This is a genomic window from Blastopirellula marina DSM 3645 (assembly GCF_000153105.1).
Classification (GTDB): Bacteria; Planctomycetota; Planctomycetia; order Pirellulales; family Pirellulaceae; genus Blastopirellula; species Blastopirellula marina.
Genome location: NZ_CH672377.1, coordinates 188,183 through 202,625, shown reverse-complemented (window position 1 = coordinate 202,625; position 14,443 = coordinate 188,183). Strand labels below are relative to the sequence as shown.

Here is a 14,443-nt window from a genome sequence, read left to right as displayed (position 1 = left end):
GGCCATGCCCGACCAACATCAGACGACCGACGAAGTGATCGCTTCCGCCCTCTCTTTGCCTGCGGAGGAGCGATTGTCGGTGCTGGGCGCTATTCATAGCAGTTTGGCCGATCCTTCCGTTGACCACGGTCCAGAAGAGCCTGCAGCCGAGGTCCAGGCGGCTTGGAAGGATGAAATCGCCCGGCGTCTGGAGGATGTGAAACGTGGCCGCGTCGCCACGATCCCGGCCGACGAAGCGGAAAGGATGATCCGCGGCGATGCCCCGCCTACCCTTTGAATATCACGTAGACGCGATCGCGGAGGCGAGCGCCGCCTATCAGTGGTACGCCGATCGGAGCAGTCAGGCGGCCGAACGGTTCTGGGCGGAACTGCAGCGAGCCCGCAAGCTGGTGACCGAACGTCCGCAAAGCTGGACCCCCTACCTCCATGGCACGCGGTGTTTTCCGCTTCGCAAGTTTCCTTATGGTTTGGGCTACGTCGAATTGCCCGATAAGATCGTCGGCTTGGCGGTCTGTCATTTTCGCCGTCGGCCGGGCTACTGGCGTGATCGCATGTAGTTTGGATGTTTATCACCGCATCACCGTAAAATCGTAAAATCGTAAAATCGTAAAATCGGCGAGGCGATTTGTCGCAAGGCGAAGGCCGCACCGGCAGTCGCTGGTACGGCCATTTGCGTCTAGTTCGGCTCAGGCGATTCGCCGTCGACGTCGCGGTTCTCCACGATCCAGCTGTGAGCCTGATCGGCCAGTTTGGCCAGCACCAACAAATCGTCCCGTCCGAAGCTGCGGGTATGTTTCCACTCGTCGCCGTCGAGATAGCTCCGATCGAACTGGGCGGAATGGAACGTTTTCCCGAGTTGCGACTGGTTGGCGAAAATCGACACGCTGACGCTTCCGATGTGGATGCGGTGGACGGGCGAATTGTTTTTAGATTTAGACATGATGGTCTCCTTTTCTGTTGCTAGTTGAGTATTTCAGCGGGCACTTGCCAGCCTTGCTGGTCCCTCGCCGCACGCGACGCTCCGCGGTCATGCCCCACACGTTTGTGCGGGCCGGGCATTGACCGTACGAGGTGCGGCCGTGCGGCAGCTTGGGCCAGGCTGGCGAGTCTTGCCTGCTTGAAGTTCTCCTAGCACGAAATGGGACCGAGATCGAATCCAGAATTTCAACCCACCGCAAATACGACGAATCGTAACGGCTGAATTTCGTAACGCCGTAAATGCGGAAATACGACGGCACGATAAGGCGGTCGTGCAGCTCACGCTCGACCGGTGAAAACAGACGGCGGGTTAGAAGAGATCGAGTTGCTTGTCTGGCCCGGATTACGATTTGCTGCAAGATCGTATCGCAGCTGCTGCGGTTTTACGGTGATCCGGCACGTCGTGATTACGTCCCGCCATGGTTCGGTTCACTCACGAGGTAAAATCTTCCGCCTGGAGATCCGCCTGGGCGGCGTGACGAACGCGCAAGATCGTCACTGCATTTTCGTCGATGGCGAAGACAATGCGGTGCGTGGGGCGTTTGCCGATCGTGAAGAGAAGTTGCCGGACGCCCTGGGGAAGCAGGGCGGCTTCCGGGGCGAGGGGACATCGCTTGGGATTTTGCCGCAGCGACTCGATCGCTTGATAGAGGCCCAGATACCATCGTTCCGCCTGCCGCCGAGAACGACGATCCCGCCACCACTGGTAGGCGGCTTGAATATCTTGCTGGGCAGGCTCCGTGATCTTCAAATCGATCATGAGGCGTCGGGAGCGATGCCGTGTTGTTGACGAAACTGGCGATCGAATTCGTGGAAATCTCCGACTTGGCCCGCCGCCATCGCCTCGATCCCTTCTTGGATCGCCAAACGTTCGCCGTCTTGCCAATCGAGCGCGTCGAGTCCTTGGCGAATGACGTCGATCTCGCTCATGCCGCTCGCCGCCCGCTGTTTTAGGCGCTGCGTCAGATCTTCCGGCAGGTCAATTTCCATGGTTTTCTCCTTTTCCGCGATCGTAGCATGAACGCTCCGGTTTGGTCAAAGCAACGCGACGCCCTCCATTATAGTCGCAGCCGTTGGAGATGCGTATGCGGACAATCGTAAATGCGATTTTACGTTGCGTCGCAAAAGCGCATTATTGCTAGCCTAAGACCGGTGAAGCCGGGAAAATCCAGCCGGTTCGCTTGAGCACATCGTTCCAATCTTCTCCCTCGACATCTGGCTGCCGCACAACAAGAAGTTTGTTCGTGAGATCGATCTCCGCCAGCACGCCGGAAATGGTTTCGACAAGCTGACGCCCGCCGGGATCGTTATCCATCGCCAGCACAATCTCGCCGTTACAAGGGAGTTTCTCAGCCGCAGATTGCAAGAGCTTCGCTTGGACAGGACTAATCTGCCCGGCGGTGCTGACTAGCCGCGTTCGCTTCGCGCCGAAGAGGGCGGCGTAACTCAAGGCGTCGATCGCCGTTTCGCAAATCACCAGTTTCCGGTCGTCTGCCTGGAGTCGAGAGCACCACAGTCCTTTCACGCCGCCGGGCGAAAAGCCCGTAAAATTGTTGTTCTTGATTTCAAAGCCGCAGAGTCCATCGCCGCCGAAGTGCGGGAAGAGGGCGTTGCCGCGATCATCGATGCGAATGCGATCGGCGAAGATCGGATCGCTCAAAACGGCTGGCGGAATTTTTCGCATTTGTTCAAGATAAACGTGTGATCCCGAAATAGATTGAGCTTTGATCCAAACGTCCAACACGCGGGTTACGTCATGTTCCACCGGCGTCAATTCGGGAAAGGATGGCGGCTTTACGACAGTGATCGTCTCGTGGCGACCGATCCAGGGACGCAACTCCTTGCGAACTTCGCCGAGCGACAAACGATCACGGATTTGAACAAAGTCAATAATCGTGCCCCGATCGCGGCTGTCATGCACGTTGAAGTAGATCCAGTGACGATTGGGCGAGCGGGCGACGATCAGCTTATCGCCATTGGCGTGTCGCATTACCGCGCTGCTCCGACTGCTTTGCTTGGGATCGAGCGTAAAGCCGCGCGAGCTAGCGTACTGGCAGAAATTGATCTGCGATTTGAAGTCTTCCAACTCATCGGTTCGCCGCGCCTCAGTCATGCGAAATCGTAGCGCGGATGTGCTCTCGGAGGCAAGCGAAAATCGAGCGGGGGCGATGGGAAAAAAGTCGCAATTGCGGCGCGGCGACGAAGCGTGTCGGCGGAAATGCGATTTTACGCTTCGTCGTCATGGTTTAGACCCGCTCGAATACGAGGCATACGTCATGCAGTCCGGGGATAAAACTCGACCGGTACGTCTTTCGCGAAGACGTGTTGCCATGCTGGAAGCGAATGATTTCGGTGCACGCAGGCCAGAGTCCAACTTGGATGGCCCGAGCTACGAGCAGATGGGGCAACGGCTGGTAACGACCGCGATCGCTATAGCCGCCGATCAGAACGGCAATCTTGCCGCGAGGCTTGAGGACGCTCTGGCAGTTTCGCAGCACCAGTTCCATTTGATCGAGAAACGCGTCGAGTGACGGAGCATTCGACAGGCAGCGGGAATCGGCGTTGTAACGAACCATCCGCCAATAGGGTGGGTGCATCCAGACGAACTCGACCGGCTCGCAGTCAGCGTAGCTGGCTCGATCGGCCGCATCTTGTCCTTTGCGAACATCCATCGAGTGACACGGAATCCGAAGTTCCCGGCAGACATCACGGCAGGTGCCGGAGCCCATCATCGGATCGAGAACATTTTTGGGCTGGAAGTACCGCAGCAGGTCACGAATGATGTGCCCGCCGCAGTTGCCTCGATAGCGATTGTCGCCATACGGTCCGCGGCCTTTGACGCTGTGGATGCTCGTCAGTTCGGGAACGGGACTGGCGTTTCGCGGTGCGATCGGCAGTTCCACGAATCTCGGCTTCGACGTAGCCTCTCGAGCGAAATTGCTGGGAGTAGGGACGGCCTGCGGGGCCGGAATTGGTGGATTGGTAGTAGATAAAATCATCGTTTTTCTCCTTTCGGTTGGTTGTGGGAAACGATGCCAGCCGACCGGATGATCGCTAAGGTCGGGGCGTCCAGGGTTTGCCGCTCGGCGGCTCGCCGAAAAATTTCCCGCTCTATGCGAATTGGAAAATTTTCGCGACCCTTGAAGCCACAGACGGCGATCAGCCAGGATGCCTTTCTGTTTCCCATTGCCCGGCCGAAGAGAAACGATGCGTTTGCATCTCACGCGATTGACAGGTCCAGCCGAGACGTTCTGGAATTCCAAGCAAGCGACGATACAAAAAGCTTGTCTCAAACTTGAGACGGACGAATTTGCGGGAAACTCTTCGTCCCAAGTTCGAGACTGGAGAAATCTATGGCGGGGGCAATAGGAAAGAAAAGATCGCCCGCGTGAATACGGCAAGTTGTACCAGCGATAAAACGATTTTACGACGCCGTGGAAAGACGGTTGCCGGTCATGGAGCGAAGAGCGGTTCGCTCACGGACGCCAGGGCACTTCACCATGCACAAACGTGTCCAAAAGACGAATTCGTTAAGCGATTTTTAACTATTTCAGGGTAAGATAGTTAGTAATCGTGCGTAAGTATGATCTTTCTTGTTCACAACTGGGAAGGGTTTCGGCCCTTCCTTTTTTTTCTTGCGCTGGACGGGGAACTGTGATAAGCAGATCGTGACTATCTTTAACAAACCGAATGGATTGAACGGATAGAGGGATGCGAACGGGAGGTTCGCCATGACCAAAGCAGGATATTTCAGTTCTCTATTTGCCGCCGCCGCGATCACGGCGGGCTCGCTGCTCACGACTTCTACCGGATGTGTTCCCGTCGCCAGTCAGGCGGCGGATAACCGCGACAAGGCTGTGGAAACGGAAAAAATCTCTTTCCGCGAGCGGTGGCAGGCGCCCACCGCGCAGGAAAATCAACCCGCCGCAACCAAACCTCTCCAGAGCGCGGAGAAGGTGGCTTCCGAGCATCGGGCGACCGCTGCCGCCGTGGAATATGTCGCCCGCAACGAAGGAGTCGCCATTCTCGTTCACCAGGGAAAAAACGATCCGCAAGATCCCTATGAAAAAGGAGCGGTGTTCATGCGCGGACTGGCGAAACGGGGCATTCCCGCCCGCATTTTTGTCCGAAAAACCGAAACCTCCTATGGAGGAATCCAGTTTATCGTAGCGAATAACGCTCTGGGCAAAGGGGATTCACGCCTATATCCCAACGCCAGCTTGGATACGGAGCGCGAAGTTCGCGCGGCGTTTCAAGACGTACTCCAGATGTTTAATCAGGTGCATCCCGGGCATACGCCCGCCCTCACCAAGAACTAGAGCTCAAAATTGGTCGGGATCTCGGCCGTCGGAGATGGCGCCAGGACGTTGACTTGGTCCACGGCCCTATCGTTCGCCTCGTAGTTGGCCTCTTCCTGATGGCCGATCTGCTCGAAACGCTCGCGCGCCGACTCCATCCGTTTACGGACGATCTCTTGCTGCGTCTCTAACGCCTCGGCATCTTCTTCCGCATGGATCCCTTGGTCAGTCCGACGTTGAACCTCTTCCATGGTCTCCCGCGCCGCGGTCGCCTGGTCTTTCAACGCCTGACTTTCCTGATCACAGGTTTCCATCGCCCGTTGCCGCATTTCCGTCTCGTGGCGGAGTTTCGAAACTTCTTGGGCAGCCAGTTGGTAGAGAAGCTCCGCATCCGCAGCGGCGGGAATATTTACCTGGCGATCCTTTAACAACTGCCGCACGCGGGCCTCGTCGATGGCGCCGGTTCGTTCGTACCGTTCCATTTCCTCGTCAAGTGCGTCCAACTGTTCAAAGGCTTGGTCCTGCTTGGCTTGTAACTGTTTCCTTAACTCCTTGAACTTGTCGACCCATGCATCCAGGTGTCGGGCTAACTGCGAGAGGTCGTGAAGTTGGCGGTTGACAAGCTGTTGGAGCCATTCGTAAAACAGCTCGTCTTGTTTTCGCTGCTTTTCCTTGAGCTCGCGCAAGCTATTGGGAACGCCCAAGTCGCGGACCCCGGCGATACTGCCGCTGCCGAACAGATTGGCGGCCTTTTGATGATATTCTTTGTGCTGCTGCAGGTTTTTGGCGAGCGTATCCGCAGCCAGCTTTCCCATTTGCAGGTCGCTCATGCCTGTGAATTCGGTCAAAGAGGTGCTCAAGCAATACGGCTCCGCTTCGTCCGTCGTATCCTCGATCCTCCTCGGCGTTCCGTTCGCCACGGGCTCCTGAACCGCGTCGCCAAACTTTTGGGCTAACGATTCCGGTGGGCGCCCTTCACCCGCGCCGCCACGGTTGGTTGTCGCCGCCATGCCTTTTTCTCCCTTCGATCGTCGTGCAGCTGGTGCACGGTTATTGCCTGATCATTTTATCTCGCAAGAATGAGCATCTGGTAAATTTTAGGTTGGATTTTATCGATCGATTCCGGGGTCAACATGCCGTAGCTGACGAGCCCGGCCAGATCTTCTCTCGACGCCCCAAAATCTTCTTTCCTATCGCCCATTCCGCCCTCTTGAGAGGAGGCGGCTCGATACCGTTTCGCAAGCAGATCGCTCGCAGTCGCGCTTGAAATTCTTCTTCGCCCGGTAAAGTAATAGATAAAGTTGTTTTAGTGTCGGACTCTTGTGGCACATCTACCATTTCTGCGGGTTTCGGACTGCTGGCCTTCGCTCGGCTCGCCTTCTCGTAGCGAATAGCTCCAAAGTTGAGACGGACGCAAATCCCCGTGTACCGCCCGATCCGGTCCTTGGTCTTGGTCCAATAGAGATACCCTTCTTCGGCCGCATCTTTCAGATAGCGAAACAATTGGCGGCGCGATTTGCCGAGATGCTTGGCGATGATCCCAATCGTCGTTTTGATTGAATCGCCGTGACCGGCCCACCCGGCGAGCAGTGTCAGCATGATCCGCGTCATCGGCATCAATCGAGGGTTACGGACGAAGCATTGCTTCAAAGGTTTGACGAACGTGCCGCGGTCAGGCGGACATTCAAGCGATTTGCGCCGGGGAGCGTCGCTTCGTCCAGGGACGATTTGATAGGGCCGCTGCGCCAGAATGGCGGCAGTGTGAGAGATATGCAGCATGATGTTTTCTCCTTCTCGTGCTGAAGAAAACCTCGCCAAAATTTAGGCCGCAAAAAACTGTTGCAAGAATCGAATTAGTGCTTGCATCGCATTTCGTTTTCGTGCGATGCTGAACTTGTTGAGAGGACAGCATCGCTGCAAAAGTTTCGAGAGACCCGCCACTGGCGGGTTTTCTTATGGGTTCGTGGTTCTTTCTCCTTGATCGAGGAATATAGAAATGACGAGCCGGAATCGACTCTTCCCAAAAAGCATGCCCGAAGTTGTTCATAAACGCAAACCCGCCGAGCGACGCTTGTCGACTTTTTGTTGAGTTGTTCCACGACAAACGCGATCGCAAAGCCTGATGTGGTTCGGTTAGACGTCAGGCCAGGGATTGTCATTCGCGGTATTGCCAAGAACTTCTTGGGCAATTTCTCGCGCTTCCAGCCAAGAAATCTCGACGCCGCGGCGACGCCCGCACTCAACAATCGTGCGAATTAGTCCCGGCGACGGCTCAGTCGGCGTCATCATCGTTCGGAGCGATCCTCTCGTCGTTGGCCGCCAGCCGTCCGGCGGCGCTCGCGACATGGGGGCAGAGCGAAGGCTGGGCGGCGTTAATTTCGGCTGGGGAAACGAAAATTTTTTCCATCGGTGACGGTCCTCTCGGTTGGCGTCCGGATGTTCGTAACCGCCAGACAGCAGTGCCGCGTATTTAGACCGGAGGTCCTCTTGTATTTCGCGACCATCCGGACCTGACGGACCGTTTGTCTGGAGGCTACGACACCCCATCGAGCGACCATTCGCCCGACAGTTCTACCGTAGCGCACTAGTTCGCCGTCAGGCAAGAAAAATTCGCCTGCACCATTGATCAGCGTTTGCGTTTTCCTTTCTTTTTCGGCGGTTTCGTCGGAGTTTCTGGGGAAGCAGGCGTGGTCGCTTCCGACAATAGGCCTAACTCCGCCAGGTGATGACGCAACTCGGACCATTTCGCCAAATAGGCGAAGACCGCTTGGCGATATTGCAGCTCCAGTTGCTGCGCAGCAGCCAAGTTGGCCGGATCATTGCGCAGCAAGTAAAAAAGCTGTTCGCGGTGATGATAAAGAATCTGCAAGACCGGTCTCAGAAACGTATCGAGATTGAATCGCTCGCCGTCTTGAGCGGCGGTCACCATTGCGACCGAGGCGTCGACCCATTGGGCGAACGCGGCGTGATGCAAGAGCGTCACTTGGGGAGCGACCGTATCGGTGTCGGCCAGGGCCAAATCGCAATCGCGCAGCGCCTCTAATGCAAGCTCTAAATTGAGACCATCATCCCGGAGCGCCTCTTGGGCGTCTAACAGCGCCTTGGCGAGCGACTGGAGGCAATGCTCGATGCGAGCGATGATGTTGGCGTAGGCGGCATGCTCGATCGTCACGATTTCCATCGCCAGATGCGTGATCTGAATCCCGAGGCGAAAAAAGATCGCCGGGGTCGGCGGCAGGCGGTGGTTTTCCTGAAAGAAAAACTCGCCCGCGGCGTTCTGGGCGACCCAGCCATCTTGCGCCAGGCTATGCCACAAGATTTGTTCCTGATTCTTCGTCAGACTGATCAACTCGCGAAAATGGGGATCTCGCCACTCTTTGTCGACGTAGTGCCGTAGATCGATCGTGGGATCTTTGGGCAACGTTCCGAGCAGCCAACTGCGAATGAGAAACACCTTGGCGCGGTAGAGCGCGGTGGCGGGCATCGGCGGGGGAAGGGACGGCGAAGTGTAAGCGACTTCGTGCAGCGCCACGCCGAAAGCCCGGGCGATCGCCCACAGGTGAATTGTGGGCGCTTCCTTGTATTTTTTTTCATAACGCTGAATCGTCGCCTGATCGACGAGCAGACCTGCCCGAGTCGCGAGTTCTTCCTGCGAAATCGGCTTGCCTCGGCCTTCATGCTTGCCGAGCCATTCGCGCAGCTTGGCGATCCGCTCTCCCTTGACCATCAGCATCGTCGGATAGTCGCCTCGATAAAACTCGCGGAGCTCCGCTTCGTATTGCTGACGTTTCGACTCGTCCAGTTGCGATTCCGGGGAGGCCTTGGCCATGGAGTTTCCTTGGTATGCAGTTTCTGCATTTTTGGTGATTAGCAAGCGGAGACGCCTATTCCTACGATACGGCCATACCACTTGCCTGCTTCGCTCAGCGATGTTCGCGACGGCCGAGCAGGGGGATTTTTTCGCAGGAGCTACGAGCGATGCCGCCTCCGCCTGACGATTAGCGGCTTGTTGGTCGCAACCCGCCCGCGTTGAATTCCAAATTCCCACTCGAAGAAAGATTGTTTCATGTTGAACTTGCTCGCTCAAGCCTCGTCGGATGCGGATGGCGCCGCCAACTTCTTCACGTTGATTTTCGTAATCGGCGTGATCTGGTGGATCGCTTCGTGCTTCAAATCCAAACCGAAAGGATTGGTCATCAAGGGGCACAGCCATACGACGATCGAGCCCAAACGCTAGACGACCGAGATCGGCAAGGCGGGCGGCGATCGCCGCCGCTCGCCCCTTTTTCCTTTTCCGTCACCATTGTCAGAGGCATCCGATGTCCGCTCGAACCTTTCGCGACGCTAGCCATCCGGCTGACCTGTCCATCTGGCTTTTGCTCTTGGGACTGGCTTACGTCCTGCGGCTTGCCGGCTGGATGCTGCTGTTGATTTTGCTGCTGATCGTGTCGGCTCTGTGGCTGGCCTATCTGCTCGGCGTCGCCGCCTGGCTGCTCTGGCTCTTCCTGTTGTTGCTCTGGTTGTTTCGCTGGCGCCAAACCCCGTCCACCTTCCGATAAGCGGGCAGTCATCGTCAGCGGTCGTCCACATCGAACTTTTCCAATTCCGGTCACGCTCCACGAAGCTCAGCGAGATTGATCCCCTCCCTCCCCAGGAACCGTTCCATGAATAGGTTGTTTGAAGAAATTCTGGCGGGCAAGTTGTCGACGACGGAGTTGATGCAGCGCGTCGCCGAAACGACAAAGTTCGAGCTCGACTCCGCCGCAGAGCATTTGGCGGACGGCCAAATCGTGGCGTTGAGCGTCAAAATGTCGGATCAACTGCGGGTTCTCCAAGTTGAATCGATGATCTGCACCGGCTGCTATCTCTATTTGTATCGCATCGTCACCGAAAACGTCGGAGATGAGGAGCGGGAGCAGAACTTTTGGGAAGCAGCCGAGGTCTCCAGGGCTCAGGCCTATCGGGCGATCGCCGTCTGGACCGCGTTCGGCAAATCGTTCGTCGCGGAAGGGCATTTGACGAAGCAATTTGTCAGCGAGTCGCTCAAGATTCTGGCGGGCGAGACCACGCCGCCAGCGGCCCGCGACGAAGCGCTGCAACTGGCCCGCAATGGGCAGCACATCAGCATCCAGGTCGCCAAGCAACTGCAGAAAAAACATGCCGCCGGGCGAACTTCCGCCGGTAAATCGACCATTGTCGCGAAAGAAACTTCAACGCCGGTCGCTAAGCCAGAGGCCAAACAGGATCGTCCGCTCAAGGGGAATGCTGCCAAGGCGATCTGGTCGTATGTGGGGAGCGTCGTCCGCCTGATCGTGCAGCCCGCCAAAACCAGCTCGCAGGCGGATATCGAAGGCATCATCCGCGATTTGGAAGCGGCGCTCGCCCGTTTCCGCTCCGAACATCAAATTCCAGCCGCTTCCAAGTCGCCAGATGCGGCCTAACGAAAGGGAAAGTCATGTTTGAGTTTCGTACGTTCGAGGAGGCGTTCGCCCGCGACGGCGGTCAAAACGGATCTCCGGCGCCTCCCAAGATCCTGCGGCGACGCAAGTCGCTCGGCAAGCGAATCGTCTTCTATGCCGCGAACTTGGTGCTGATGCCTATCGTGGCGCTCGTCTACCTCACCGTCGGCGCGGAAGGGCTGCGGGTGATCATGCCGATTTTCCAGATGCGGCTCTACAAGTTGCCGGTTCCGGGGGCAGGGATGCTGCGAAACTATGACGGCTTCGATCGCCTTGACTTGTCGATGCTGATGGCGTTGATCTTGTTCATCGCGGTGACGCTCCTCTGGATACGCGTTTTCAAAGAGCTGCAGGAAATGGGCGAAATCACCCGACAGCGATCACGCAATCCGATCTTGTTCTATCTGCTGACCGGCATCGCCGCGATCATCCTTCTAGGCGACGCCGGAATTTTTTACGTCGGACTCGATAGCCAAACCTCGAGCAGTTGGAGCGAGGCGCCTAGCTATGTCGCTCCGGCGGCGACAGTACTTTACATGGCAGGCCTCGCTTTGATCGGCGCCTGGCATGCCGACTATTCTCACTCCCCCACCGTTTAAAGGAGTTTGGTATGAAAACCCCACGCAATTTTTGGGTCGCGATCGCCTGCTTGTCCGCCCTCTCGATAGGCGGCTGCATCGAAAGCCAGGCTACCCAAGTGAACCAAAAACCGTTCGAGACGCAGGAGCTTGATGCTTGTCTCGCGGTCGTCGTCGACATGAGCGGCTCCTTCCACGATCAGTGGGATGATCGCGCCTATACGCTCTTTTTACAGCTGATCGACCGTTTCTTTACGGAAGGAATGGGCTCAGAGTCGCGGGTTGTCCTCGGTCAGCTCAGCGACAATCAAAACGCCATTCTCTTCGAGGGCACTCCGGCCGAGATGCGTCGCCGCTTTCGCAGTCCGGAAGAGCTGAATGAATTTCTGAAAGCAAATTCCGATCCCAAAAGTTCGCCGGTCTTCGAGGCGACCGGTAAGACGGTCGAATTCATGTCGTCGATGCCGGGCGTGACCGAAAGGACGCGGCTGTTGACCGTCGTCCTCAGCGATATGGCCGACAGCGAGCAAGATCCTGAAACACGCAGCCAAAAAGGTTTCCAGATGCTCGACTCTTTGAAACGGTATCGCGCGCAGGGAGGGGGCTTGGCCCTTTACTTCGTGTCGCAGGAGGAAACCGCTCGCTGGCGGCGTATTTTGAGCGACGCCGGGTTCGAGCCGGGGCAGTATGTGATCGAACATGAAATGGTCGCCAATGCCCAGTTGCCGCGGTTCGATTAATTCTCGGTCACCGTGATTTCCAGATCTCCGAAGTCAGTGGGGGTGGGGGCGATAGGAAGATGAAGAGGGAAGTTGAAATGCAAAACGATACCGATCGTTTCGATCTGCTCGGCGATCTTCCGCGCGGTCGGCATCGAGACGATATCGGTCGACCGTCCAATGCTTACTTCGAGTCGCCGCAGAACTTGATCGCGACGGAGTCGCTCCGGTTCGATGCAGAGCGAAACCTGCAGTCGAAACTATTTCTCGGCGTCGCAGGAGGCAAGGTGGTGACGGGGCCACGACTTCCCGACGGCCGCTTATCGCGGTGGGTGGAAGGTGGAGTTCCGCTCGGCGTATCCACAGATCAACATTCATTACTGATTGCAGGTTCTCGTAGCGGTAAGGGGCGGGCCGCGACGATCCCCCTGGCATTGAGCCTACCGGCCTCTACATCGATGGTGCTGGTGGATCCCAAGGGCGAGCACGCCAGGATTACAGCCCGCTGGCGGGCCGATGGCCTGGGGCAAGAAGTCTCGCTGCTCGATCCCTTCGGATGTTCCGGCGAAAAGACGCGCCGTTTTTGTCGGGTGTTCAATCCACTTCAAATCCTGCTCCGTTCCGGCCGTCGCACTCTGGTGCCGAACGCTAAACTGATCGCCGACGCCATAATTGTGCCGGGCGAGACGAAAGATCCGCATTGGGACAATACGGCGAAGCAGATCTTGGCCGCCCTTTGCGTCCATGTCGTCACGCATCAAAACTATGCCGGCATGCGTGACTTGGTCACCGTTTGGAAACTGGCGTCGGAACTTGCCACGCCCGATCCCGACGATCCGCACCGCTATTGGCTCGAACGGGAAATGACCGAAAGCGACGCCGCCGGCGGCATGGTCCGTTCGGCCGCATTAAATTTTTACGCGCGGACGGGTGGCGAATTCTCATCGGTCCTGTCAAACCTGAACAAACACCTGGAATGGATTGCGATCGAGTGCATCCAAGAGACGCTCCGCGGCGATTCAATCGACCTTCGCGATTTGAAACGGAGCTCGCTCGCCCTCTACGTCAGCTTGCCGGCGATGCGGATGGCCGATCTCAGCGGCTGGCTGCGGTTGGTCGTGCAGTTGGCGATCGCCGCCCACGAAGAGGAGCCGCATCAAACTGGGCACTCGACCGTTCTGATTTTGGAAGAATTTTTCGCGTTAGGGGGCATGCGCTGCCTGGAGACCGCCATTGGCCAGATCGCGGGCTTCGGGGCCCGTATGTACGTTGTCCTGCAGGATTTGAATCAACTACGGGCGAACTTCCCCAAAAACTTCGAGACGTTCATCGCCAACGCCGGATTGCTGCAAGTCTTTGGCGGTGCCGATCAAACCACCTTGGAGTATTGCTCGAAGCTCCTGGGACAGTCGCTAGCGATCACCCGCTCGACGAACATGCCCACATTCGAACAAGCGGCCAAACATGCCGCCACCGGCGAGTCGTGGTCGGTGGCGACGCATCCCTTGATGACGGCCGAAGAAATCGGACGTTACTTCGCTCGCGATGACAAAAAGCTGCGTCAATTGGTGATCCGCCCCGGTTACCGGCCGATGATTTTGCAGCGAGCCTACTACGACAAGCACGAACTGTTCCGCGGCAAGTTTGACGAAAGGTAAACCATGATCCGCGTGTCGGCGCCCGGCCTTTCCCCATGGCCGCCGCTTCTGTTTGATCCCGATAAGCGTCGAGCAGTCGTCTCGGCCCGCGTCGTTCATTGGCGCAGCATCGGTTGGGGAAAGTTCGCTACCGAATGCCTGATCTGGATCATCAACGGCGTTTCTGTCGTGATTGTCTGGTCGCACCTTGGGATCGATGAAGTCGGATTGCGAATCGCTTTCTCCATCCTGGGCGGATTAATGATTGGCTCCTTCGCGTCGCAACTACTGCGAACCTTGGCGCCGGAAGCTTTAGCCCGGCAGTTTTTCGCCAGCCGACTCACGATCTGGTTTAGCGAAGAAGCGATCGCCTTCCGCAGTCGCTACTACGATCAACCAGTCGTCATTTGGCGCAGCTGGCAAGGACAGCCAGTCAAAACCCAATTCCATATGCAGCCGGATGACGAAGCCAAGGCGTTCGCCAGTCAGCTTGAAGACAGCAAGCGACTGACTCGCAACGACGTTGAGGAGGCGGTCTGCATCGAACTTGTCTTATCGATGCTCTGCCAGACCGCGACGAGCCCAATCGGCCAGCAAGAGACCATCCTTCGTTCTCTTCCTATCGCCCCTGTCCAAGCGAAAGACGTGATCAAAATTGTCATGGTACTCACCGCCGCTGCGACGCTGACCGCTCCCAAACCTCATCCGCTCAGTGGCTACGTCCGTCCAGGCTTCGATATTGACATGAATTGAACGAACTTCATTTGGAAGGTT

General features: G+C 57.1%; 20 protein-coding genes. 10 read left to right on the top strand and 10 right to left on the bottom strand.

Annotation, left to right across the window (positions count from 1 at the left end):
* The first annotated feature begins 4 nt into the window (after positions 1-4).
* Together DSM3645_RS19910 and DSM3645_RS19905 are read left to right on the top strand one after the other, a co-directional pair.
* Positions 5-277, top strand: coding sequence for an addiction module protein (locus DSM3645_RS19910; protein WP_040352843.1), 273 nt, complete (start codon positions 5-7; stop codon positions 275-277).
* Entirely contained in the window at positions 258-557 is a 300-nt protein-coding gene (locus DSM3645_RS19905; protein ID WP_040352842.1) for a type II toxin-antitoxin system RelE/ParE family toxin, read from the top strand. The genes DSM3645_RS19910 and DSM3645_RS19905 overlap by 20 nt, the downstream gene beginning before the upstream one ends.
* 119 nt (positions 558-676) lie before the next feature.
* On the opposite strand, the gene DSM3645_RS19900 is transcribed toward DSM3645_RS19905, so the two are convergent.
* From DSM3645_RS19900 to DSM3645_RS28690, 5 genes are all read right to left on the bottom strand, one after another.
* The gene (locus DSM3645_RS19900) at positions 677-940 is read right to left on the bottom strand and encodes a hypothetical protein (protein WP_050769465.1); all 264 of its coding nucleotides are present in this window, start codon (positions 938-940) and stop codon (positions 677-679) included.
* Between the two features lie 471 nt (positions 941-1,411).
* Positions 1,412-1,738 carry a type II toxin-antitoxin system RelE/ParE family toxin gene (locus DSM3645_RS19895; protein WP_040352841.1) on the bottom strand — a complete coding sequence of 109 codons (327 nt, stop codon included), beginning with the start codon at positions 1,736-1,738 and terminating at the stop codon, positions 1,412-1,414.
* Complete coding sequence (locus tag DSM3645_RS19890; protein ID WP_040352840.1) at positions 1,735-1,968, bottom strand: hypothetical protein; 234 nt, start codon at positions 1,966-1,968, stop codon at positions 1,735-1,737. The genes DSM3645_RS19895 and DSM3645_RS19890 overlap by 4 nt, the downstream gene beginning before the upstream one ends.
* Positions 1,969-2,116: 148 nt before the next feature.
* The gene (locus DSM3645_RS19885) at positions 2,117-3,091 is read right to left on the bottom strand and encodes a DUF3991 and TOPRIM domain-containing protein (RefSeq protein WP_050769464.1); all 975 of its coding nucleotides are present in this window, start codon (positions 3,089-3,091) and stop codon (positions 2,117-2,119) included.
* Between the two features lie 133 nt (positions 3,092-3,224).
* Positions 3,225-3,977 carry a hypothetical protein gene (locus tag DSM3645_RS28690; protein WP_131282748.1) on the bottom strand — a complete coding sequence of 251 codons (753 nt, stop codon included), beginning with the start codon at positions 3,975-3,977 and terminating at the stop codon, positions 3,225-3,227.
* Positions 3,978-4,709: 732 nt separating this feature from the next.
* Between DSM3645_RS28690 and DSM3645_RS19870 the strand changes: the two genes are divergently transcribed.
* Positions 4,710-5,297 carry a hypothetical protein gene (locus DSM3645_RS19870; RefSeq protein ID WP_040352838.1) on the top strand — a complete coding sequence of 196 codons (588 nt, stop codon included), beginning with the start codon at positions 4,710-4,712 and terminating at the stop codon, positions 5,295-5,297.
* Here DSM3645_RS19870 and DSM3645_RS19865 read toward each other — a convergent pair.
* The 5 genes from DSM3645_RS19865 to DSM3645_RS19855 form a co-directional block, all read right to left on the bottom strand.
* Positions 5,294-6,286: a hypothetical protein gene (locus DSM3645_RS19865; RefSeq protein ID WP_040352837.1), complete on the bottom strand. Its 993-nt coding sequence runs from the start codon at positions 6,284-6,286 to the stop codon at positions 5,294-5,296. The two genes, DSM3645_RS19870 and DSM3645_RS19865, sit on opposite strands and share 4 nt — an antisense overlap.
* 118 nt (positions 6,287-6,404) lie before the next feature.
* A complete protein-coding gene (locus DSM3645_RS19860; RefSeq protein WP_040352836.1) occupies positions 6,405-7,055 on the bottom strand; it encodes a hypothetical protein in 651 nt (216 codons plus the stop codon).
* Positions 7,056-7,409: 354 nt separating this feature from the next.
* Positions 7,410-7,565 (bottom strand): hypothetical protein, encoded by a 156-nt coding sequence (locus tag DSM3645_RS30525; protein ID WP_154657815.1) that lies wholly within the window; start codon positions 7,563-7,565, stop codon positions 7,410-7,412.
* Positions 7,549-7,683, bottom strand: coding sequence for a hypothetical protein (locus DSM3645_RS31650; protein ID WP_261339765.1), 135 nt, complete (start codon positions 7,681-7,683; stop codon positions 7,549-7,551). The genes DSM3645_RS30525 and DSM3645_RS31650 overlap by 17 nt, the downstream gene beginning before the upstream one ends.
* 219 nt (positions 7,684-7,902) lie before the next feature.
* The gene (locus DSM3645_RS19855) at positions 7,903-9,105 is read right to left on the bottom strand and encodes a helix-turn-helix domain-containing protein (RefSeq protein WP_040352835.1); all 1,203 of its coding nucleotides are present in this window, start codon (positions 9,103-9,105) and stop codon (positions 7,903-7,905) included.
* Between the two features lie 237 nt (positions 9,106-9,342).
* Between DSM3645_RS19855 and DSM3645_RS30705 the strand changes: the two genes are divergently transcribed.
* From DSM3645_RS30705 to DSM3645_RS19825, 7 genes are all read left to right on the top strand, one after another.
* Complete coding sequence (locus DSM3645_RS30705) at positions 9,343-9,513, top strand: hypothetical protein (RefSeq protein WP_161603389.1); 171 nt, start codon at positions 9,343-9,345, stop codon at positions 9,511-9,513.
* 82 nt (positions 9,514-9,595) lie between these two features.
* Positions 9,596-9,835: a hypothetical protein gene (locus tag DSM3645_RS28685; protein WP_050769462.1), complete on the top strand. Its 240-nt coding sequence runs from the start codon at positions 9,596-9,598 to the stop codon at positions 9,833-9,835.
* Between the two features lie 105 nt (positions 9,836-9,940).
* Complete coding sequence (locus DSM3645_RS19845) at positions 9,941-10,717, top strand: hypothetical protein (protein ID WP_040352833.1); 777 nt, start codon at positions 9,941-9,943, stop codon at positions 10,715-10,717.
* 14 nt (positions 10,718-10,731) lie between these two features.
* Entirely contained in the window at positions 10,732-11,334 is a 603-nt protein-coding gene (locus tag DSM3645_RS19840) for a hypothetical protein (protein ID WP_002654098.1), read from the top strand.
* Positions 11,335-11,345: 11 nt separating this feature from the next.
* Entirely contained in the window at positions 11,346-12,053 is a 708-nt protein-coding gene (locus DSM3645_RS19835; RefSeq protein WP_050769461.1) for a hypothetical protein, read from the top strand.
* 77 nt (positions 12,054-12,130) lie between these two features.
* The gene (locus DSM3645_RS19830) at positions 12,131-13,690 is read left to right on the top strand and encodes a type IV secretory system conjugative DNA transfer family protein (protein WP_116344541.1); all 1,560 of its coding nucleotides are present in this window, start codon (positions 12,131-12,133) and stop codon (positions 13,688-13,690) included.
* Positions 13,691-13,693: 3 nt separating this feature from the next.
* The gene (locus DSM3645_RS19825) at positions 13,694-14,422 is read left to right on the top strand and encodes a hypothetical protein (protein WP_040352832.1); all 729 of its coding nucleotides are present in this window, start codon (positions 13,694-13,696) and stop codon (positions 14,420-14,422) included.
* Positions 14,423-14,443: the final 21 nt, after the last annotated feature.